At 41.3% G+C, this 21273-nt stretch carries 22 protein-coding genes; 19 read left to right on the top strand and 3 right to left on the bottom strand.

Going from position 1 to position 21273, the window contains the following annotated elements:
- Positions 1-243: 243 nt before the first annotated feature.
- Positions 244-951, top strand: a complete 708-nt coding sequence (locus tag I592_RS18245) for a hypothetical protein (RefSeq protein WP_010779096.1) — start codon at positions 244-246, stop codon at positions 949-951.
- A gap of 229 nt (positions 952-1180) precedes the next feature.
- On the opposite strand, the gene I592_RS18240 is transcribed toward I592_RS18245, so the two are convergent.
- Complete coding sequence (locus tag I592_RS18240; RefSeq protein WP_010779097.1) at positions 1181-1972, bottom strand: TraX family protein; 792 nt, start codon at positions 1970-1972, stop codon at positions 1181-1183.
- Positions 1973-2291: 319 nt separating this feature from the next.
- On the opposite strand from I592_RS18240, the gene I592_RS18235 reads away from it, so the two are divergent.
- The 15 genes from I592_RS18235 (at position 2292) to pcp (ending at position 17880) form a co-directional block, all read left to right on the top strand.
- Positions 2292-3461 carry an NlpC/P60 family protein gene (locus I592_RS18235; protein ID WP_010779098.1) on the top strand — a complete coding sequence of 390 codons (1170 nt, stop codon included), beginning with the start codon at positions 2292-2294 and terminating at the stop codon, positions 3459-3461.
- 165 nt (positions 3462-3626) lie between these two features.
- Positions 3627-4082, top strand: a complete 456-nt coding sequence (locus I592_RS18230) for a hypothetical protein (RefSeq protein ID WP_010779099.1) — start codon at positions 3627-3629, stop codon at positions 4080-4082.
- A 438-nt stretch (positions 4083-4520) separates the two neighbouring features.
- Entirely contained in the window at positions 4521-6545 is a 2025-nt protein-coding gene (locus tag I592_RS18225) for a BglG family transcription antiterminator (protein ID WP_044926887.1), read from the top strand.
- 52 nt (positions 6546-6597) lie between these two features.
- Positions 6598-7074: a PTS sugar transporter subunit IIA gene (locus I592_RS18220; protein ID WP_010779101.1), complete on the top strand. Its 477-nt coding sequence runs from the start codon at positions 6598-6600 to the stop codon at positions 7072-7074.
- A 15-nt stretch (positions 7075-7089) separates the two neighbouring features.
- Positions 7090-7383, top strand: coding sequence for a PTS sugar transporter subunit IIB (locus I592_RS18215; RefSeq protein ID WP_010779102.1), 294 nt, complete (start codon positions 7090-7092; stop codon positions 7381-7383).
- A gap of 58 nt (positions 7384-7441) precedes the next feature.
- Complete coding sequence (locus I592_RS18210) at positions 7442-8713, top strand: PTS galactitol transporter subunit IIC (protein ID WP_010779103.1); 1272 nt, start codon at positions 7442-7444, stop codon at positions 8711-8713.
- 70 nt (positions 8714-8783) lie between these two features.
- Positions 8784-9848, top strand: coding sequence for a galactitol-1-phosphate 5-dehydrogenase (locus I592_RS18205; protein WP_010779104.1), 1065 nt, complete (start codon positions 8784-8786; stop codon positions 9846-9848).
- A complete protein-coding gene (locus tag I592_RS18200; RefSeq protein ID WP_010779105.1) occupies positions 9845-10894 on the top strand; it encodes a zinc-binding dehydrogenase in 1050 nt (349 codons plus the stop codon). Before I592_RS18205 ends, I592_RS18200 begins: the two co-directional genes overlap by 4 nt.
- Positions 10895-10917: 23 nt before the next feature.
- Entirely contained in the window at positions 10918-11718 is an 801-nt protein-coding gene (locus tag I592_RS18195; protein ID WP_010779106.1) for a sorbitol-6-phosphate dehydrogenase subunit, read from the top strand.
- Between the two features lie 9 nt (positions 11719-11727).
- Positions 11728-12402 (top strand): fructose-6-phosphate aldolase, encoded by a 675-nt coding sequence (locus tag I592_RS18190; RefSeq protein WP_010779107.1) that lies wholly within the window; start codon positions 11728-11730, stop codon positions 12400-12402.
- 314 nt (positions 12403-12716) lie between these two features.
- A complete protein-coding gene (locus I592_RS18185; protein ID WP_010779108.1) occupies positions 12717-14153 on the top strand; it encodes a cryptochrome/photolyase family protein in 1437 nt (478 codons plus the stop codon).
- Positions 14154-14643: 490 nt separating this feature from the next.
- Positions 14644-15423: a glutamate 5-kinase gene (gene proB, locus I592_RS18180; protein ID WP_010779109.1), complete on the top strand. Its 780-nt coding sequence runs from the start codon at positions 14644-14646 to the stop codon at positions 15421-15423.
- A 152-nt stretch (positions 15424-15575) separates the two neighbouring features.
- Entirely contained in the window at positions 15576-16256 is a 681-nt protein-coding gene (locus tag I592_RS18175) for a 5-oxoproline transporter, DUF969 family subunit (RefSeq protein WP_010779110.1), read from the top strand.
- Between the two features lie 12 nt (positions 16257-16268).
- A complete protein-coding gene (locus I592_RS18170) occupies positions 16269-17213 on the top strand; it encodes a DUF979 domain-containing protein (protein ID WP_010779111.1) in 945 nt (314 codons plus the stop codon).
- A 22-nt stretch (positions 17214-17235) separates the two neighbouring features.
- Complete coding sequence (gene pcp / locus I592_RS18165; protein ID WP_010779112.1) at positions 17236-17880, top strand: pyroglutamyl-peptidase I; 645 nt, start codon at positions 17236-17238, stop codon at positions 17878-17880.
- A gap of 147 nt (positions 17881-18027) precedes the next feature.
- Here pcp and I592_RS18160 read toward each other — a convergent pair whose 3' ends face one another.
- Positions 18028-18675 (bottom strand): FusB/FusC family EF-G-binding protein, encoded by a 648-nt coding sequence (locus tag I592_RS18160; protein ID WP_010779113.1) that lies wholly within the window; start codon positions 18673-18675, stop codon positions 18028-18030.
- Positions 18641-18784, bottom strand: coding sequence for a hypothetical protein (locus I592_RS21485; RefSeq protein ID WP_157777025.1), 144 nt, complete (start codon positions 18782-18784; stop codon positions 18641-18643). Before I592_RS21485 ends, I592_RS18160 begins: the two co-directional genes overlap by 35 nt.
- 230 nt (positions 18785-19014) lie before the next feature.
- On the opposite strand from I592_RS21485, the gene I592_RS18155 reads away from it, so the two are divergent.
- The 3 genes from I592_RS18155 (at position 19015) to I592_RS18145 (ending at position 21253) form a co-directional block, all read left to right on the top strand.
- Positions 19015-19455, top strand: a complete 441-nt coding sequence (locus tag I592_RS18155; RefSeq protein ID WP_010779114.1) for a MarR family winged helix-turn-helix transcriptional regulator — start codon at positions 19015-19017, stop codon at positions 19453-19455.
- 16 nt (positions 19456-19471) lie between these two features.
- Positions 19472-19966, top strand: coding sequence for a GNAT family N-acetyltransferase (locus I592_RS18150; RefSeq protein ID WP_010779115.1), 495 nt, complete (start codon positions 19472-19474; stop codon positions 19964-19966).
- 282 nt (positions 19967-20248) lie between these two features.
- Entirely contained in the window at positions 20249-21253 is a 1005-nt protein-coding gene (locus I592_RS18145; RefSeq protein WP_044926734.1) for an NADH:flavin oxidoreductase, read from the top strand.
- Positions 21254-21273 lie beyond the last annotated feature (20 nt).

Below are 21273 nucleotides of genomic sequence, written 5' to 3'. Positions count from 1 at the left end.
TTTATCAAAATGGCACAATATATTGTATCTTCTTGTGAAGACAGTTTTCTTTTGCATAGTGAAAAGGATGAATAAATGTCTTTTTATTATTTAGAAAATATAAAAAACAATAAATTATAAATAATTAAAATAAACAAAGAAATTTCTAATTAAACAACAACTGTAATTGCAAATTGTGAAAAATATCTTATGATTAAAACATTGTAGGTCGCTGTAGGTTATATTAAAAGGGGAAATTTACCAATGAAAAAAAGAAACATTGCACTTATCATTATGCCGTTATTATTGATTGCTTTTGGAACGGTAGGAAAAAATTATGCAGATAGTTTGATTAATTGGGGTGGAGAAGACAATATCTCAACTATTAATACAAATTTGGATAAACTTAACACATCCTTGAGTAATAAAGAGCAACAGCTTTCTCAACTGTTATCGAGATCAACGGATGTGCAGAATCAATTAACGCAAGCACAAAGAGAAGTAGACAATTATAAACAGCAAATCAATGAATCCAAAAATACTGAAAATCAATTGATTGGTGAAAAAAATAGTTTATTGTCGCAGTTAAATAGTAAAAATGGAGAAATACAAGGTAAACAACAAGAAATTCAAGCAAAACAACAAGAAATAGCTGATAAGTTAAAAGAAATTGACCAGAAAAACCAAGAGATCAATCAGAAAAATCAAGAATGGGGCGCGAGATTGCAAGATGCTCAAAATCAAGTCAGCTCATTGCAATCAACGGCTAACAGCTTAAACAGTCAAGTGACGGCCTTGAATAATGAAAAAAGCTCATTGCAAGCAGAGCTAGACGCAACCAAGCAACAATTAGCGAATTCGAATAAAGAAAATTCTGATTTGAAGGACTATATCGACAAGCTGAAAAAAGCAAATGAAGATGTGAAAAATACTGCGGTAAAATCACAACAGATCGTCAATCAGCATCAGTAATAAAAATGCTTATCCTGTGAGTGACTCCTTAGATAAAAAAACATACGCGCATTTCTTAATATTTGTGTCCTTCTAATAAGGTCGCAGCAGGTAAAAGCCCCTCGGAATTTTTGGATTTCGAAGGGCTTTTGTTTTAGTTTATTTGGTCGATGGGATTCTTCTTCAACGATTGAGGAAGTGAGCGCTAGTGACATCAAAAAAGAGAACTCGCTTTGAGTTCTCTTTGAGATCATCGATTGAATAAAAAAGCAGATAAGAGGTAAAGGATGGCAATGTGAGCCGGATAAAAAATATAAAAGAAGTATTTCATCCCTTTTCCCTTTTGTCCGTTGTAGAGCGAGATCGGAATGATCGCAAACACCATGATCCATTGTGTTGTTCCTAAGAAGAAATAAATGGCTGCGGTGATCGCAATCAATAAGCATTGGATCTTCCGGTTGTTTCTTGAAATATAAAGTAAAGGTATCAATAACACCATGATATTATTTTCTGCTAAAAGCAATGCCGGCAGAAGAGAGGCGATAATCAAAAAGCTGAATCGATGCTGCATCAAATCAGGACTCGAAAGAAGCACTGGAAGCAGCAATGAAAGAAGGATTGGCAATAAAAATAACAAGATGGATGCAATCATTTTTAGCCAATTAGTGTTCTTTTTTCCTTCGATGAACAGGTCGATCGCATACATCATCAGCGTTCCGACAAAAAGGTCCCGAAAAATATTATTCATCAAAACGACTTGATCGTATCCTACGAGTTGCTCCAGCGAGTAAGTAAATAGCGCCATAAGAACCATCGAAATGTAAAGCCGCAGCATATAAGATTTCTTATTATGGGTATGAGAAAACCCCACGACACTGACGAAAAAGAAAAGTGTCGCCACTGGTCGCCCGAACCAATCCAACCAATCGGGTGCGCCGAATGGAACAAACATCTGGTGAACGTGATCAATAACCATTAAAATAATTCCTAAAATTTTTAAATCAAATGTAGAAAATCCTTTTTTTATTATACCCGTATTCAAAAATAGTTCCCCCTAATCCAATAATGATCTTACTTTATCAATTCAGCAGCTTTTCGACCATCCGTTTATATGAATAGAAACGAACGATTTTGTCACAAAAATGTAAAGGTGGCTCAAAGGCTGTCAGTAAGCGTCTTTTTGATAATGAAGAATATTGATAACAGAAAGGGATGAAATTTGTGGGGATTTCATGTACAATGTTCCTTACAATTAGTTATTTTATGGAACAAATTAAGTGAATTGACAGGAATCATACGTCATTTGAATAAATAGTAATGGAATTATCCGAAAAAAATAAAATAAAAACAGGAGTTATTTTATGAGAAAGTCATTTAAGTTGCGTTTGTTTAGTGCCTCCTTGTCTCTATTAAGTGTTGTCGCGTTTGGGTCAACTGGAATCATGACTGTCAAGGCCGCAGATGAAACGGCATCAACAACTAGCAGCTCTGTTCTGAATTCTGAAAGTACGACAGAAGCAACACAAGACAGTGGAAACAAGGAGCCTCTCTCCAATTCTTCAGAAGACAAGGAAACCGTCGTTGAAGCACAGGATTCAGAAGAAAAGAAAGCGTTAGAAGCTGGTTTTACTAAACAGCAGTTTGACCAAATAATGAGTATTCCTGACGTAGAAGAGGCTGCTCAGCCGCGGATGAGCCGTTCAATGGGGCAGCAAAATTCGATTGTCTCCAGCGCCAGAGCGCAAATCGGAAAACCCTATGCATGGGGGGCAGCCGGGCCTAATGCTTTTGACTGCGGAGGGTTAGTGAAGTATGTCTATAAGCAGGCAACGAATACGGATCTTCCAATGGGGACGACCAATCAGGAAAAATACGGAACAGAGGCAAGTTTGGGTTCTTTACAGCCAGGGGATTTGCTTTTTTACGGAAACCGCGGCGCTACTTACCACGTCGGAATCTATGTTGGAAATAATCAAATGATCCATTCACCTCAGCCTGGACAAACAGTGAAGGCCGTGGATATTACTTATTTTTACCCGAATTTTGCTCGAAGAATCGTCAGCTCCAACGGCACAGACCCAAATGTTGCACCAACAACAGACGGGCAAGCGGCCAACGAGCGTTATATTTTTAGAATGTATAACAAAAATGACGGGCAACACCATTACACACAAATCATGAGTGAAGCCAATAACCTGATCAAGGTAGGTTGGAATTATGAAGGCGTTGGGTGGGTGTCGCCAACAACGGGCACGTCTGTATATAGAATGTACAATCCAAACAACGGCAGACACCACTACACACCGTATGTGTATGAACGGGACAACTTGGTCAAAGCAGGCTGGAAATCGGAAGGTGTTTCATGGTATTCAGGAGGAAGCGTTCCGGTGTATCGATTATACAATCCTCATGCGGCGCCAAGGGAAGACAGTCACCACTACACACCGCTGGCATCTGAGCGGGATAGCTTAGTCAAGGTGGGCTGGCGATCGGAGGGTACCGCCTGGTATGCGGCACGAACACTGAAATAAATAGATAAACACTTGCCGCGAATGACGTTGCAAGTGTTTTTTATGAGAGTAAAACATTTCTACATGTAGGATCGAAAAGCAATCGTTTAAGATGATTTGGTCCAACAGAACTAAAGTTCTTTTATACTATAGAAAAGAATATGTGTGAAAGCGGGGAATCACTGTTTGTCTAAAAGAACCCATCAATTAAAAAGTAGGTTAGATCAACTAGACACCGGACTATATAAGCTTTGGCGACAGTTCAAAGCACTGACAATAAATCAGAAGAGACTCGTCCTCGGTGCGGGGATCATTTGCAGTATCGGACTACTCATTTTTATTAATACACACACTGCGAATAATGCAGTCTGGCTGAAAGGTGCGTGGCTTGGTGAGCATGAGCAGTATACTTTTAAAACAAACAATAAAAATTGTCGTTCTTGGACGATTACCTGCAATGATCGAATAGTATTAAAAAATGCGCAAATCGCTACGAACTCTTCTAAAAAGAACATCGTGTTGGCGAGCAGTGGAGAGGATCAAGAGTATCATTTGATCCGATCGGATAGCACACATATGACAATGCAGCTATTCGATCATCAAAAAAAGAGAAAAGAATTCACGTTGACCAAGGATGAATAAAAAAACAGCAACACCTTTTTGTTAAGAAAGAGGTGTTGCTGTTTTTTTGTCTGGTTAAAAATCATTTATTTATCTTTATTTCCAAAAACATATCCCGTTGTCTATAAAAACAGGGTGTTATTTTCTTGCCTGAATACGCTCAAAATGCACATAACAGATATGATACTTCTGATCAGAAAGAATAACAAAAATATGCTAATCTTTAGAGGTTTGGGCAACAGCGATTTATGGGTGGTACGCGAAGTTTTTTATCTACAAAAATAGATGATTACTATAAAAGTGTTTAAACAGGGGAATTCACCTGCTTTTTTTTGTGGAAAAAGGTTCGTGAAATGTGATGCAAACTCATGTTGCACAAAACATGCATATTATTGGATAACAAAGTTTGTGGAAATGAAAACGTTTTTAAAGTAATTTGAGAGTGTAAGGGTGATGAAGATGAACTTAGAAGATAGAAATAACCAAATATTAATGGAACTAATCAATAATCCGCGAATTACCAGTAAAGTTATATATGAAAGGTTCGATCTATCGAGAAGTCAGTTAAATTACGCTTTAAAAAAAATCAATGATTTTCTGGAAGATGGAAAGCTGCCCCAGATCAAGCGAACAAAGAATGGTCATTTTTTAGTTCCTCAGGCAGTGGTATCCATGTTTGGAGGGGGGAAAGAGAAGGAGCACGAAAAAACAGGTCGTTACATTTTTTCAGGTCAAGAGAGGATCTGGGTCATTGAATTGATGATTTTGGCGAAAGAGGAATACCTTTCCCTGGATCATTTTATCGTGGAACTAGAGGTGAGTCGAAATACGATTTTACGAGATTTGAAGAGAATCAATGAAAAAGTAAAAAAAGACCATCTTGAGTTGAAATACAACCGGCAAACGGGGTATTACTTTCACGGCGATGAATGGAACAAGCGGGATCTCTTGTCTCGAGTTTTGATGAATGTAGCGGAGATTTACGACGGCGTGAATTGCATCATTCAATTTTCAAAAATCGATACGACGCTGGTGGAAGTTTTCAAACGCCGTATCAGTCTAGTAGAAGAAAAACTGAACATTCAATTTACGGATGATCGATTAAAGGTATTGCCCCTCTTGATTATTTTAATCATTCGCAGAGCAAAACGAGGGAAACAAATTATCTACAATTTCAAGATCAATGATTTTGAATTGGCGGATACAAAAGAATTTTTAGCTGCGGAACACATTATTTGGGATGTGGAGGAGATAAGCAGAAATGAACGCGTCTATCTCGCGTTGTTGCTGCTTACGACGAATTTATCTCAGGCCAACATCTTATCTGTGAGCGAGATGGACAACTTAAAAGAAGCGTTGCTTGATGTCTTGAACAATTTCGAAAAAGTTTCGGGTCTTACGGTTGATCGAAAAGAAATCTTGCTGGAACGGCTGCTGATTCATATGAGACCGGCATATTACCGCATTAAATATCATTTAAATCTACAAACACGCTTTTATCAAGAAAACAAGGACGCTGATTTATTCTCATTGTTCTATTTAGTAAAAGAATCCAGTGAGCCGTTAATCCAGTTTTTCGGAGAACCCATTCCAGACCCGGAGCTCTTCCTGATCTCCTTGTTTATTGGGAGTCATATCGTGGAGAGTACGGAGATCATTCGGGATGAGAACCGAAAGCGGGCGATCATTGTTTGTCCCAATGGCATTTCGATTTCTTTATTGCTAAGAAATACGTTGCAGAATTTACTGCCGGAAATCGAGTTTGTTGAGCTAGTCTCCGAACGAACATTTTACCGTGAAGAATACGACGTGGACTTTATCTTCTCAGCAATCCCTCTAGAGACTGAAAAATCTGTTTTTGTTGTGAATAATTTCTTGACGGACGAGGAAAAAAGGCAGTTGCGCGCACGGGTTTTACGTTCAGTGACGCTCTCTCAAAATACATTAGTCAACCCTGAGAAAATCATGTCTTTGATCAAAAAGTACACGGTAATCTCCGATGAAGAGAATTTGTATCATGAATTGTTGACTTTGTTTACACCGAAAGGCTTTGAGGTGGTGGAGAAAAAAAGGCTGCACTTGGTCGATGCGTTGAATGAAGACACGATCCAAGTGTTCGATGAGGAAATCGCCTGGCTTGATCTTTTAGACAAACTAGCAAAACCGCTAAATGATCAACAGGTCATCAGCAAAAATTTTGTGAAGGTATTAAAAGAAGAAATGCCTGTATTACCACAATACACGGTACTGCGGAATACGATCGGACTGCCTCATACCATGAGTGAAGCCGGGGCATTGGGGGTAGGGCTCAGTATGGGAATCGTCAAAAAAGGGATCGTGACTGAGGATGGATCGAGGATACACACGGTGATCTTACTTGCTTCGAATGACAAAGACAAACACGTGGATCTGATTTTTGAATTAATGAATTTGGCGGGCTCAGAGCAATTAAAAAAAAATAGAAACAGCAGAATCAATCAATGAAATAAAGCAGCGATTAGTAGATTTTAGTGAAAAATATTGGAGGAACTAGGGAATGGAGAATAATGAGAAACTAAGTTTTTATGTAAAAACTCCTTTGATTTTTGTTCAAGAGTCTTTTTCAACAAGTGATGAGATTTTTAAACACGTTTATGAAAAGGCTTTAGAAATGGGGTGGGTCAGGCAAGACTTCCTTGAGCGAATAGAGCAGCGGGAAGCGACATTTCCAACAGGACTCCAACTGGAGACTTTCGGAGCGGCTATCCCCCATACGGATGCGGAATGTATACTGACGGAATTTGTGGCAGTAGTGACCAACAAACAGCCAGTCACATTCACCAGTATGGAGGACATCAATCAAAAAGTCCCTGCCGATATCGTGTTCATCTTGGGGTTGAATCAACCTCATGCGCAACTAGAGATGCTGCAATCATTAATGAAATTATTACAAGATAACACGATTTTAGAGGAAGTTCTATCAGCATCAAATTCGGAACAATTGCTTCATGCAATCAAAAAAAACGAGAAATAAAAGGGGAAGATTATTATGAGAAAAGTTAAAGTATTGGTCGCTTGCGGCGCAGGAATCGCCACTTCAACAGTGGTCATGAAACGAATTGAAGATTTGATGAAAGACAACCATATCGACGCGGATGTTCAACAAATCAAAATCGCTGAGGCAGTTTCTAAGCAGGAAGGCGCCGACATGTTGATCTCAACCACTATTCTACCAACGCAATATAAAATTCCGGCGATCACAGCGTTGGGTTACATCAGTGGTGTAGGTGCCGATAAGCTGGATGAAAAAATTCTCGAGATGGTTCGTTCTGTCGGAGAATAACTTACGTTAAAAATAGTGGCCGCTATTTGTAATAACTATTATAGGAGGAATTATTTGAATGAAAGCTATTAATGATGTTGTACAGTACATCCTGAATTTAGGACCTACTGTCATGCTGCCCATTATGATCCTAATCATCGCACTTATTTTTAGAGTTCCATTTGGGAAAGCATTAAGATCTGGGTTAACGATAGGAATTGGTTTTGTCGGTATCAATTTGGTTATTGGACTGTTATCAGATAACTTAGGACCAGCCGCTCAAGCAATGGTCGAACGCTTTGGGTTCCACTTAACAGTAATCGATACAGGCTGGCCTTCTGCTGCCTCTGCTGCGTGGGCGTCACCAGTATCTGCTGTGCTGATCCCTATCTGTTTGGTTGTAAACGTTATCTTATTACTTCTTAAAGTAACAAAAACACTAGATATCGATTTATGGAACTATTGGCATTTTATCGCTGCTGGTGCAACAGGATACATCGTAACGAATGGAAATTGGTGGTTTGCTATCCTATGTGCCGTGTTATATGAAGTTGCTTGTTTGATCATTGCAGATAAGACGGCGCCATTAGTGGCTAAGTTTTATGGCTTAGAAGGAGTGAGCTTGCCGACAGGCTCGACCGCTGCGTTTGGTTTGATTGGGATTCCGATCGGTATTGTGATCAGTAAAATCCCTGGAATCAACAAATTGCAAGCAGATCCCGATTCGATCCAAAAACGGTTTGGTATTTTTGGTGAACCAATGATGATGGGGATCATTATCGGTGCGGCGATTGCTGCATTGGGCGGCTATGACATTGGCGGTATTTTAAAAATGGGAATCAATATGGGCGCAGTGATGTTCTTGATGCCACGGATGGTAAAAATTCTGATGGAAGGCTTGATCCCTATTTCAGAATCTGTTCGGGACTTTTTACAAGAGCACTATGGAGACAGAGAAATCTATCTTGGGCTAGACGCGGCAGTGACTACTGGACATCCAGCCAACTTGGCAACAGGATTGCTTTTAGTACCGATCACGTTGTTTATCGCTGTTATTTTACCTGGGAATAAGGTTCTGCCATTTGGGGACTTGGCAACAATCCCATTTTATGTGTCATTGATCGTTGCACATCGTAAAGGAAACATTATCCAATCTGTATTGACAGGAACAGTTGTTATTGCTTTGGCACTGTTCATGGCAACGAACTTTGCGCCAGTCCATACTGAAATGATGCGCGGCGTGTATGAATTCCCTAAAGGAGCGACGCAAGTATCGACACTTGATATGGGTGGGAACTTCTTGAACTGGGTTATTTTAAAATTCTCTCAATTAGTTTCTGGAATCCTTTAATTTTTATAGTTTGTACGAATTAAGGGACTCTAAAAGAGTTCCTTAATTTTTTGAAAGGAAGGACATTTGTATGAAAGCTGCGTTGTTAAAAGGATTAAATCAATTTGAAATCGAAGAAATCAAAAAGCCAATACCGTTGGATCATGAGGTCTTGGTAAAGGTAAAGGCCGCTGGAATCTGCGGATCAGACATCCATAAAATGCAAAATGAGTGGAAATATGGCTTGCCGATGGTTATGGGACATGAATTTGCAGGCGTGATCGAAGCTGTAGGGTCTGGGGTAAAACAAGTCTCCATAGGGGATCGTGTAGCTATTGCTCCTTTAATCCCTTGCCATGAATGTACCTATTGTAAATCAGGAAAGTATCAATTATGTGAACATTACACCATGATCGGTTCGCATCATTATGGCGGGTTTGAAGAATACGTAGCTGTTCCTGAAGAGAATGTCATCAATATTGGAGAAATCCTTTCGTTCGAGGAAGGAGCGATGATCGAACCGCTGGCAGTGGCGGCCCATGGCGTGATGGGGCTAGAGCCAAAAATTGGGGATACCGTAGCAGTATTCGGGCTAGGAACGATTGGAATATTGACCGTTCAATGGCTCCGTTTAACGGGAGTTAAAAAAATCATCGGGATTGATATCGATCCGAATAAGCTTGTCGAAGCGAAGAAATATGGCGTTACCGATACGATCAATTCTTTGGAAGAACCGTTGGAAGAACGGATTGCTGAATGGACAGATGAGATGGGTGTCGATATCGCGATCGAATGTGCCGGTTCCAAAATTACAGAAGAACAGTGTTTGTTGATTACCAAAAAAGGCGGAAAAATCGGTTATCAGGGAATCGCCTATTCAGATGTGCTGCTGCATCAACGGGCCTTTGAAAACATTTTTAGACGGGAATATACGATACAAGGATTTTGGAATTCTTATTCCGCCCCATTCCCTGGGAAAGAATGGCTACATTCGGCAACCTTTATCGAACAAGGAAAAATTCAGTTAAAGGACTTGATCTCACATCGCTTTGAGCTGGAAGACATTCAAAAAGCTTTTGACCTCACAGTGAACCGTGAAGAATCCTACAATAAAGTAATGATTTTTCCTGAAAGCAGAGAGGAGGAAACAAAATGATGAAGGGCGTCTCAAAACAAGCACCCGGTTATGACCAAATGGCATTTATCGACTTGCCAGTACCTGAAGCCACAGCGGACAAGGTACTCATTAAAGTCGCCTACACTGGAATTTGCGGGTCGGATATCCATACATTTAAAGGGGAATACAAAAATCCCACCACGCCCGTTGTATTGGGCCATGAATTTTCTGGAGAAGTTGTTGCAGTCGGCGAGCAGGTGACCAAGGTAAACGTTGGCGATCGTGTTACGAGTGAAACGACGTTTTATGTCTGCAACGAATGCGACTACTGTAAAGAAAAACAATACAATCTTTGTCCTCACCGCAAAGGCATCGGCACCCAGCAAAACGGCTCGATGGCGAATTATGTTTTGGCTCGGGAAGAAAGCATCCATGTTTTACCGGATCATTTGAGCTACGAAGGTGCAGCGATGAGTGAACCGTTGGCGTGCTGTGTGCATGCGATGTACCAAAAGAGCCAGCTAGAATTGAAGGACACGATCATTATTATGGGGCCTGGACCTATTGGTCTGTTCCTATTACAAATCGCCAAAGAAATTGGCGCATTCGTCATCATGACGGGGATCACCAAAGATGCTCATCGCTTAGAATTGGCGAAAAAATTGGGCGCGGATGTGATCGTTGATACGATGACTGAAGATTTGGCTAAGGTTGTTACTGACGTGACAAATGGCTACGGTGTCGACAAAGTCTACGACGCTTCTGGAGCGGTGCCGGCAGTCAATGCCAGCTTGCCGTTGATTCGCAAGCAAGGACAATTCATCCAAGTGGGCTTGTTCGCCAATAAAATGGTGGAGCTGGACACCGAATCGATCATTCAGCGAGAAATCGAATACATCGGCAGCCGTTCGCAAAATCCGTACGATTGGCCGATCGCGATCCATCTGCTTGCCAAAGGCGCCATTAACATCGACGAGATGATCACGAAGAAATTCCCACTGACTGAATGGCGCGAAGCCTTCGACAAGGTCATGGAAGGCAACGAGATCAAAGTGATGATCGAGTCCAATCCGGGAGAATTTTAGAACGAGATTTCAAGGAGGACAGTATGGAAAATTGGTTGCATTTGGACGATAAGGTCATGATAGTCACAGGCGGTTCTTCAGGGATCGGGAAAAGTATCGTAAATTCTTTGTTAGAAAAAAATGCACGAGTGATCAATTTTGATCTCAAGACTACCGATTCCTTTGATAATGAAAACTATTTCTTCTATAAAGTAGATGTATCTAAAAAAACTGAAGTGGAGGATCAGGTCGCTAAAGTTTATCGCACGTTTGGAAAAATCGACGGTCTTGTGAACAACGCGGGAATCGCTTTGCCCGGAATGTTAGTGAATCCAGATGGGTCAGGAAACTATGAGCTAACGGAGGAATTGTTTGATCGAACGATTGCCGTCAATCAAAAGAGTGTCTTTTTATTAAGTCAAGCAGCGGCACGTGTCATGATCCCTCAGCGATCAGGCGTCATCGTGAACCTGTCTACTGAAAGCGCCAGAGAAGGGTCCATTGGTCAAGGCTTTTATGTAGGGACCAAAGGGGCGATCAATAGTATGACGTGTACGTGGGCTAAGGAATTAGGTCCATACAATATTCGTGTGTTGGGCGTGGCCCCCGGAATCATGGAAGAAACAGATCTGCGCTCAGAGAGTTACGAAGAAACACTCGCATTCATTCGTGGGATAACTGTCGAAGAATTAAGACAGGGCTATGAGCAGGCAGCAACTATTCCAATGGGCAGAGCAGGAAGACTTAGCGAAGTTGCGGATGTCGTTGCATTTTATTTATCAGATCATGCAAGCTACTTAAGTGGTATCATCACAAATGTGGCTGGCGGAAAATCAAGAGGGTGAGGGTGGAAAATGGAGTACATGTTGGATACCGTTTGCTTAGAAAGTATTGAAAAATATCTGGATATCGTCCCTATAAAGGGAGTGACCTCAACACCAAGTATCATAAAGAGAGAGGGTAAAATTGACTTTTTCTCTCATATGAAAAGAACATTAGATGTGATTGGCGGTGATCGCACCTTGCATATGCAGGTGGTAGCAAAGGACACTGTGGGAATGATGGAGGATGCTAAAAAGATTTGGCGCATTCTCGGGGAGGACGTTTTTGTTAAAATCCCTGCATCTAAAGCTGGGTTGAGTGCATTGACACGCTTGAAAAAAGACAATGCTGAATGTCGGATCACGACCTCAGCGGTGTATACAAAATTACACGCGTTTATGGCGTTGGAGGCGGGAGCCGATTATGTCGCTATTTATACCAATCGTTCTGAAGCGCTCGGAATCGATCCGTTTGAGACGATTCATTCTGCGAAGAGGTATATGATAAGCCAATCCCTGCAAGGAAAAATAATGGCCTCTAGTATCAAAAGTACGACACAAATCACAGACGCGATAGAAGCAGGCGCGGATGCAGTCACATTTTCTCCGGCGATTTTAGAAGAGTTTTTTCATTTTGCGGCGACAAAAAAAGCGATCGATGATTTTACCGATGATTGGATAAGCCTGTTTCAAACAAAAACGATTTGACCTGATTTTTAAGGTGCTATTTCGAACATTCGAAAGAGCGCCTTTTTGTCATGAGCGGGTATAAAAGAGGAGCTGCGTATTCCTCGCATCTTTATTCTCAACTAATTTAGAGCAGCTTGAATAAGGAGTGCGTGTGGAAAACAAGAAATCAAGTTCTTTCGATAATTGCAAATAAACGGGAATGTCTTTGCTGAAGGGATTCATGGGGCTTTTTCCCAAAATACTGTCGTTTTTGAAGGCTCAAAAAAATGATTTTTCCTTCTTTCTATGGTAGTTTCAAAGAAAGAACCGTTAGTTTATAAGGAGGGGTTTGGATGCAAGCTGTGGTATGGTTTCGCCGCGATTTGAGAATACAAGACAATAAAGCGCTCTATCACGCATTTCAGGATTTATCAGAGGAAGATGAATTGGTGTTGCTGTTTCAAGTGAATCCAGAACAATTCCTAGAGGACAGCTCAAACCATGAAGCTTTTTTCGCTAGTGTGGCGCATTTTAAGAAAACGATCGACAAAAAAGCTCATTTGCACATCCAATATGGGGAACCATTGGACTTATTCAAGCGATTGAAGGAGACAATGCCAGAATGGGGAAGAATTTATTTTAATGAAGATACCTCTGGATATGGAGCGGAAAGAGACGAGCAGGCAAAGAAATTTTTCAAAGAAAACGACATTGACTATTACCGTTTTCAAGATCATTACCTGCATGGTGCTAAAGAAATCAAAAACCAACAGGGAAATGCCTATAAGGTTTTTACACCTTATTACAATCAATGGAAGGAACGTGCCAAAGAGACACCCGTCAATGTTCGTTTCAAGGCAGATGCGGTCTATTCAAAAATGCTTTTTCAAGAGGATGAAAAGAAATTTGAAAAGCTGATCGGAAAATTAAAAAAACAAACTAAAGTTGGCGAAGAAGCAGCAAAACGGCAATTGAAGAAGTTTGTGACGGACTTTGTTTCAAATTACGAAAACGCGCGAGATATTCCGAGTTTGGATCAAACCAGCCATCTGTCACGTTATCTGCGAACAGGAGAACTAGGAATTCGCACGGTGTGGCAGGCATTACAAGAGGAGAAGCCTTCTCAAAGTCGAAAAACGTTTGAAAAAGAATTATGCTGGCGTGAATTTTATAACATGATCTACACAAATTCTCCTCGTCAAAAAAAGGAGCCCATTCAAGAACAATTTCGTTTTATCAAGTGGAAAAATAACAAAGAATTGTTTGAAAAATGGCAAACAGGAAAGACAGGCTTTCCAATCGTGGATGCCGCGATGCGCCAGTTGAATGAAACAGGCTGGATGCACAACCGTCTGCGAATGATCACAGCCTCCTTCTTGACTAAAGATTTATTGATCGATTGGCGTTGGGGAGAGAAGTACTTCCAGCAAAAGCTGATCGATTATGATCCTGCCAGCAACATCGGCGGTTGGCAGTGGGCGGCCTCCACAGGAACAGACGCGGTGCCGTATTTCCGAATTTTTAATCCAACAACACAATCGCAAAAATTTGATTCTAAAGGTGCATTTATTCGAGAGTTTATCCCAGAGCTAAAAAATGTGCCGGATAAGCTGATCCATCAACCCGAAAAAATGACGAAAGAGGAACAGGAACAATATGGAGTTATTTTGGATAAGGACTATCCGAGTCCGTTGGTGAATCATAAAGAACGTCGGAAAAAAGCACTCTCCTTATACGAATCCAGTAAGGAGTACGCGCGAGAGGTGGAACAATACGAAGAGAGAGATTGAGAAAAGTCGTATTCAGTAACGGAAATGCCAAGAAAATAGGATGAGTCTGCTCCTTGCTGTCAGTTTTTTTAAGACTGATAGAAGGGAGTGGATTTTTTGTTGTGGATTTGGAAATCAGAAGTAGAGGCTCGACTGCGAATCAAAATAAAAGTTAAAAAAAATTCAAGCATTTGCATTCTTTTGTGAATTTAAGGTTATTTATTATTATGTCAGTCGTTCTTTTATATTTTCCTTTTGATTATACGAATAGTCGTTTTATTCAGTTCAAATAACTAAATAGCAACAAGCCAGAGTTGTCTAAATTATAAGTACAATTGTTAAAACCTCCAATCATAAAGGGATTTAGACTGAAAGGAACACTTGATTAAAAAAATAAAATATTTTCATGCGAAGGAATTTGTGATATGATTAGCAAAAAATAAAAATAGTGCAATAAATGGATAGAGTTGTATTAAGTATATCTATTTGTTTTTTATAGTAAGGTGAGCGCATGAGAGAAGAAATTAAACAAGCCGACGTTATTGTTGTAAAGGTCGGAACAAGTTTGTTGGTGTCTCCAGAAACGGGAATCATCGAAACCGCCATTGAACAGTTATCTAATGTATTGACTGAGCTGATGGCGATGGGGAAAAAACCTATTTTGGTCTCTTCGGGTGCTGTGGGGATCGGTCTTACACAGCTGGGAAATGTTTCGAAGCAGACGGCTGCCGCTGTTGGACAAGGGATACTGACAGGCCTTTATGAGGAAGCCTTTAGAAATCAAGATCAGAAAATCGCGCAATTGCTGCTGGATCGGAAGGTCTTTGAAGGGGACGAAAGTCAAAAGGCCTTTGCTCGAACGATAGAAGAGCTGCTGGCAGGACAAATTTTGCCTATTATTAATGAGAATGATGCAGTAACGATCGACGGGCCAGAGTATAAAACGAAATTTGAAGACAATGATGAATTGTCATTACTTGTTGCAGAAGCTGTCCAAGCCGATTTGTTGGTTATGCTGACGGACGTGAATGGGTTATACGCAGAAAATCCTGCTGTTAATGAAGAGGCAAAAATGTTTCGTCATTTGTGCGAGATCGATGAACGATTTATCGCGGAAACAGACGAACTTCCGACCGGAAAGCTCAGTCGCGGAGGGATTCGCAGTAAATTAAAGACTGCAACAGGGGCTTTGGCTGCGAATATCTCAATGGTCTTAGCGAACGGGCAAAGTCCGTATGTCTTGTTTGATATATTGGCTGGACGAGAAGTCGGCACGCTATTCAAGAAATAGCGTGAGAAGTGTCTGGTGGAAAAAGAAAGCATAGAGAGAAATATCAGAAAATTGCAAAATTTGCGTTGATGCACCCTTTCTGATTTTTTCGAACGAATAATGGCTAAATTCAGCTTCGGCTGGTTAATAGATAGAGGGAGGAAGAGTTTTACATGGAATTAGTTAAATTAATAGGTATTTTGATCGTTATTATTGGTTTTGCATTGAAATGGGACTCTATTTTGATTATTTTAGTCGCGGCAGTCGTGACGGCAATTACGGGTGGTCTAGGCGTGGACGGCTTGTTGAACACACTGGGAACCAGCTTTGTCTCGAACCGTTCGATGGCGATCTTTATTTTGATTATGTTGGTAACCGGTACATTAGAGCGAAATGGCTTGAAAGAGTCAGCGGCCAAATTGATCGGGAAAATAAAAAATGCGTCGGCAGGGGCGGTTATTGGGGCATACGGTATCATGCGCTCGATCTTTGCGGCCTTCAATATCAGTTTCGGAGGCGTGGCAGGGTTTGTCCGTCCGATCATTATGCCAATGATGATTGGTTCCATCGAAGCAAAAGGACAAGAACCGGATGAAGAATACGTGGAAGAGCTAAAGGGAATGTCTTCAGGAATGGAGAATATCGCCTGGTTCTTCTGCCAAGTGTTATTTGTCGGCGGACCGGGAGCATTGCTGGTTCAAGCGACACTGAAAGATTTAGGGTACGAAACGAGCTTGCTTGATCTTGCAAAAGTAGAGATTCCAGTCGCGTTGTTTGCGGTTATCGTAGCGATCGTTTATTACTTCTTAAAGGATCGCAAGCTTTACAAAAAATACTACGGCAGCAAGAAATAGGGAGGAAAAAGGATGTCATTTTTTCTAAGTCAAGACGTATTATTATCTGAAAAATTACTCGAGATCATCTATATGGTCATGGGCGCAGTAGCGATTTATACAGGAATCAAAAACGCCCGCGATAAAGACAATGCAACCCCCATCGGCACCGCAATTTTCTGGTGTGCGTTAGGGATCGTAATGATGTTCGGTCGCTGGATTCCACCGATGATCAACGGGGTATTGGTGATCATCATGACCTTGCCGCCGATTTTCAAAAAGGTGAGCAAGGGCAAGGAAAGTGCACCAACAGAAGCAGTCACGAAGAAAATGGCTGATAAGATCGGCATGAAAATCTTCATTCCAGCGTTATCAATGGGGATCTTCGCCATTATTTTCGCGGTATTCACACAACTGGGTGCCTTGGTCGGCGTCGGTGTTGGGGTATTGGTCGCGATCGTTATTTTGATGGTGTATTCACGATCTAACAAACCTAAGATTTTCTTGGACGATGCAGAGCGTATGTTATCTACAGTCGGTCCATTGAGCATGCTGCCGATGTTACTGGCAAGTTTAGGGGCTATTTTTACAGCAGCAGGCGTTGGCGAAGTCATCTCTGAGCTGGTGGCGAAAGTTATTCCAAAGGGAAATGTGAATCTTGGGATCATTGTCTTTGCGATCGGGATGATGTTGTTTACAATGATCATGGGGAACGCGTTTGCGGCGATCACGGTCATGACTGTCGGTATCGGGGCACCTTTTGTCTTAGCCTACGGTGCTGATCCAGTGTTGATCGGCATGGTTGCTTTGACTTGCGGGTACTGCGGAACGTTATGTACACCGATGGCAGCGAACTTCAATATTGTACCAGTGGCGATGCTAGAGATGAAGGACCGCTTTGGCGTGATCAAAAATCAAGCGTTGCTTGCGGTGGTCTTCTTAGTGTTCCAAATTGGCTATATGATTCTATTTAAATAGTAGAAAAGGAAAGGTGAGTCTAATGAAAGTATTAATTACCGGGTTTGATCCTTTTGGTGGCGCGGCCATCAATCCAGCGTATGAAGCAGTAAAATTATTGCCAGATACGATCGAGGGAGCAGAGATCCATAAATTAGAGATTCCAACGGTCTTTGAAAAAGATGGCGAAGTCTTAGCCAAAGCGATAGACGAACAACAACCAGATATCGTGATCTGTGTTGGTCAAGCAGGCGGACGTTCGGATATTTCTATTGAGAAAGTAGCGATCAACTTGATGGAGGCGCGCATCCCAGATAATGAGCAGCAGCAGCCATTAAACCAAGTTATTCATGAGGATGGCGAAACCGCCTACTTTGCGACGATCCCAGTCAAGGCGATGGTGAGCAACGTGAAAGAAGCGGGGATTCCTTCCAGTGTTTCTTATACGGCGGGCACATTCGTCTGCAATGATATCATGTACCGTTTGTTATATTTAGCCGAGAAAAAAGAACAAACAATCAAGGGTGGATTCATCCATGTGCCGTATTTACCAGAACAAGTCGTGGATTTACCTGTTGGTACACCAAGCTTACCCGTTGAAACGATAGCCAAAGGCTTAGAGGCTGCAGTAGCTGCCGCAATCACGACAGATGAAGATCAACAGGTCGCAATGGGAACAATCATGTAATTTTAAAACGAGTAAGATCAAGCATCGGGCTGCCCGTGTTTGATCTTTTTTTATGGAGAAAATTTAGAAAATAGGAGAGTCATCGGAACTGGATCGAAAAAACGCAACGAGTCATAGGAACAGTTTCCACGACTCGTTGCGCTTATTTTAATTGGTGACGATTTCCCAAAAACGATCAAGTGTAGCCAATTGGGTCATTTGCCGATTGCATTGATTGCTGTCGGTGCAGATGTAATTTCCCTTTTTTGTATAGGTTCCATCGCCAGAAGTTTTTGTAGTAGCTAAGAAGAAGCTCACTGTACTGATTTGATTGCAAATGGCACAGTGCCCTTTTTGAACATCCGAGCTGAAGCTGCCGTATACTCCTGTGAAGCGGTTGTCGATCTTTCGAATCAAATACTTACGATTCGTGCCGCTATCAGTCCAACCTAAATAGCTCAACTCACGAAAATCCATTGCTTCCAAATCTGGATAGTTCATTTTTTTTACTTTTCGAAAGGCCTTCTCCATTTGTTTGGTAGAGGGCGTGTCCATCGCTTGGACAAAGGCTTTTAGTTCTTCAAAATATTTTTCAAAGGTTTCCCGAGTCATTCCGGTATCAAGAAATTTTTCCCAATACGCGGCTAATCGAGGGTCACGGCCGAAGAATTCTTCGGTCTTTCCTTGTATCAATGTCTGTAGCGTCACGATCGTCTGCTTGTCATTGACAGAATGGTAGGCGCTGACCAACTCACCAATCTGTTGTTTGCAGTACCAATAATCAGATGGGCGCAATAATAGTTGTTTGTTCGTCATGATTTTCCTCGTTTCTTGTCTTTGAGGAAAAGAGCTTTCCATCAAAGAACGAATAATTAAATACAGGGTCGTCGTTCTTTGTGCGTACGATACAAGATGATTCTGTCATCAAGACCGCCTCCTAGCTTCTAAATAGTGTTGGGTGTTCGTCATGCATTATAGTCGGAAATGACTTCCTTCACAAGAATTCACGAAGAACACTTTTGATAGAATAAAGCATTCCATACGTTTCTACAAGTCTTTTTACTCTCAACGAAACTTAGTTGATAAAGTAAACTAAATTGTGTATACTTCAACTAGTTGATAAAGTAAACTAGTTGAAGAGAATAGGAGGACGGGATGGATACGCAGGAAGTAAGGAAATTCAATCGTTATTACACGAGAATCTTAGGCGTCTTCGATCAAAAAGTATTTGATCTGGATTATTCCATGATCGAAATGCGGATTTTGGGAGAGATCGGTCGTCATCCTAATGTCACGGCCAATGATCTGACGAAATGTCTAAATATTAAAAAGAGCTATTTGAGTCGGAAATTGAGTAAATTAGAACGAAACAGCTATATTTATAAAGAGAAGAGTTCTGAAGATAGCCGAAGCATGCATCTTTTCCTCACGGAAGAGGGCACGGCGTTGAATCGTTATGTCGAAGCGCAGTCGGATCAAAAAATGCAGGAGCTGTTAGCACCTCTAAATAATGAGGAGCAGCAGCAATTGGTTCAGGCTATGAAAACGATCGAAAAAATTTTGTATCAAGTCGTTCCTAATGAGTTAGAAGAATAAAAAGGAGTTGTCCAACATGTCAGAAGTAAAAATCGTACCGTTTGAAGAAAAATACACACAAGAAATCGTGGATCTGATCATTCCTATTCAGCGAGAAGAGTTTAACATCCAGCTTACCGTTGAGGATCAGCCAGATCTGTTAACGATCCAAGAAGAATATATCAATACGGGAGGCAACTTTTGGGTCGCGCTGTTTGATGATAAGGTGATCGGGACGATCGCGCTTGTACGATTAGAAAATCACTGCGGAGCAATCAAAAAGATGTTTGTCACAAAAGATTTCCGAGGAGAAAAACAGATCGGTCGAAAATTATTGGATACTTTGGTGAACTACTGTAAAGAACAAGGCTATGAGCGGCTTTATTTAGGTACGGTAGAGGTGTTGAAGGCGGCTCAAAAATTTTATAAAAAGAACGGCTTTGAGTTGATCGATAAAACAGAGATGCCAAAAGATTATCATTTGATGGATGTCGATAGCGTTTTTTTCATGAGAAAATTAACTGAAAACTAATACTGCAAAGACCTAATCCCTTCGATTTGTTGATTGGGTCTTTGTTTTTATATGGAATTAAGTGATAAAAATATCGCAAAAGAAATATGTGCTATGAATCTTAACTCAGCTTCAAAAGCAACTAACGGTCTCTGATAATTAAAGCTACCTTTATATAGTAGAAAAAAGAATATTTAGCCTCGGAATTCAATTGAAAAAGGGGAGTCTCTCTTATATTCCCTCCGAGAAACTGCTACACTTAAAAAAGTAGGACAGGTAGAGATGGAAAAAGGAGGAGCAGGGATGAGTGTACTGGCATCGCCCATTAGGGTAGGGAATCTTGAAATCAACAATCGCTTGGTGTTACCGCCAATGGCCACAGCAAAATCTACCGAGAATGGAGAAGTGACAGATGCACTTTGCGCGTACTATGCTGAAAAAAGTGCAGGAGGATCACTCGGATTGATCATCACGGAGCATAGCTTTGTCCATCCCCGCGGACAAGCGAGTGCTGGACAATTATCTATTGCGAAAGACAGTGATATTGTGGGCTTGAAGAAATTGACCACAGTCATTCATCAAAATCAGACAAAAGCATTCGCGCAAATCAGTCATGCAGGGGGATTAGCTAAACAGGCGATTATCGGAGCAGAACCCTTAAGCGCAAGTGCAACCGTGTTTCCTAAAGTCTCGCGGGCGGAAGGAATTCCGAAGCAAATGACGGTGAAGGAGATTCAACACGTAATCAGTGCATTTGTTGCGGCAGCAGTAAGAGCAAAAGAAGCAGGTTTCGATGGCGTGGAGCTTCACTCGGCACACGGGTACCTGCTAAATCAGTTCTATTCTCCATTGATCAACAAACGAAGAGATGCCTATCGCGGCGATCAAATCAGCGGTAGAATCAAGCTTCATTTAGAAATTATCCGCGGGATTCAAAAACAGGTCGGTATGGACTTTCCTATTGCTGTTCGATTGGGTGCGAGTGATTATTTACCTGGTGGAACTTCGATTGAAGACAGTGTGATTGCCGCAAAGGCGTTTGAGGAAGCTGGAGTTTGTTTGATAGATGTTTCCGGCGGGTTTAGTTTTTATACGCACCCCCACACGAAAAAAGAAGGCTACTTTTGTGATCTATCAGAAGTCCTCAAGAAAAGTGTACACATTCCTGTTATACTTACTGGGGGCGTGGTGACGGCTTCCGCTGCAGAAGATCTTCTAGTAAGTAATAAAGCAGATATGATTGGCGTTGGGCGCGCGATATTGAAGGATTCAAATTGGGCGAGCGAAGCACTCGCGGCATTGGAGTAGTCACGATTATTTTTTTATCC

Origin of the sequence: Enterococcus gilvus ATCC BAA-350 (assembly GCF_000407545.1) — a bacterium.
Lineage (GTDB): Bacteria > Bacillota > Bacilli > Lactobacillales > Enterococcaceae > Enterococcus_A > Enterococcus_A gilvus.
Note: the sequence above shows the minus strand (reverse complement) of the source record. Positions and strands in the feature narration are given on the sequence as shown.

Coding starts and splice junctions, on each gene's coding strand:
- I592_RS18245 (WP_010779096.1), top strand. CDS start 244: ATGAAAAAAAGAAACATTGCACTTATCATTATGCCGTTATTATTGATT.
- I592_RS18235 (WP_010779098.1), top strand. CDS start 2,292: ATGAGAAAGTCATTTAAGTTGCGTTTGTTTAGTGCCTCCTTGTCTCTA.
- I592_RS18225 (WP_044926887.1), top strand. CDS start 4,521: ATGAACTTAGAAGATAGAAATAACCAAATATTAATGGAACTAATCAAT.
- I592_RS18220 (WP_010779101.1), top strand. CDS start 6,598: ATGGAGAATAATGAGAAACTAAGTTTTTATGTAAAAACTCCTTTGATT.
- I592_RS18215 (WP_010779102.1), top strand. CDS start 7,090: ATGAGAAAAGTTAAAGTATTGGTCGCTTGCGGCGCAGGAATCGCCACT.
- I592_RS18210 (WP_010779103.1), top strand. CDS start 7,442: ATGAAAGCTATTAATGATGTTGTACAGTACATCCTGAATTTAGGACCT.
- I592_RS18205 (WP_010779104.1), top strand. CDS start 8,784: ATGAAAGCTGCGTTGTTAAAAGGATTAAATCAATTTGAAATCGAAGAA.
- I592_RS18200 (WP_010779105.1), top strand. CDS start 9,845: ATGATGAAGGGCGTCTCAAAACAAGCACCCGGTTATGACCAAATGGCA.
- I592_RS18195 (WP_010779106.1), top strand. CDS start 10,918: ATGGAAAATTGGTTGCATTTGGACGATAAGGTCATGATAGTCACAGGC.
- I592_RS18190 (WP_010779107.1), top strand. CDS start 11,728: ATGGAGTACATGTTGGATACCGTTTGCTTAGAAAGTATTGAAAAATAT.
- I592_RS18185 (WP_010779108.1), top strand. CDS start 12,717: ATGCAAGCTGTGGTATGGTTTCGCCGCGATTTGAGAATACAAGACAAT.
- proB (WP_010779109.1), top strand. CDS start 14,644: ATGAGAGAAGAAATTAAACAAGCCGACGTTATTGTTGTAAAGGTCGGA.
- I592_RS18175 (WP_010779110.1), top strand. CDS start 15,576: ATGGAATTAGTTAAATTAATAGGTATTTTGATCGTTATTATTGGTTTT.
- I592_RS18170 (WP_010779111.1), top strand. CDS start 16,269: ATGTCATTTTTTCTAAGTCAAGACGTATTATTATCTGAAAAATTACTC.
- pcp (WP_010779112.1), top strand. CDS start 17,236: ATGAAAGTATTAATTACCGGGTTTGATCCTTTTGGTGGCGCGGCCATC.
- I592_RS18160 (WP_010779113.1), bottom strand. CDS start 18,675: ATGACGAACAAACAACTATTATTGCGCCCATCTGATTATTGGTACTGC.
- I592_RS21485 (WP_157777025.1), bottom strand. CDS start 18,784: ATGACAGAATCATCTTGTATCGTACGCACAAAGAACGACGACCCTGTA.
- I592_RS18155 (WP_010779114.1), top strand. CDS start 19,015: ATGGATACGCAGGAAGTAAGGAAATTCAATCGTTATTACACGAGAATC.
- I592_RS18150 (WP_010779115.1), top strand. CDS start 19,472: ATGTCAGAAGTAAAAATCGTACCGTTTGAAGAAAAATACACACAAGAA.
- I592_RS18145 (WP_044926734.1), top strand. CDS start 20,249: ATGAGTGTACTGGCATCGCCCATTAGGGTAGGGAATCTTGAAATCAAC.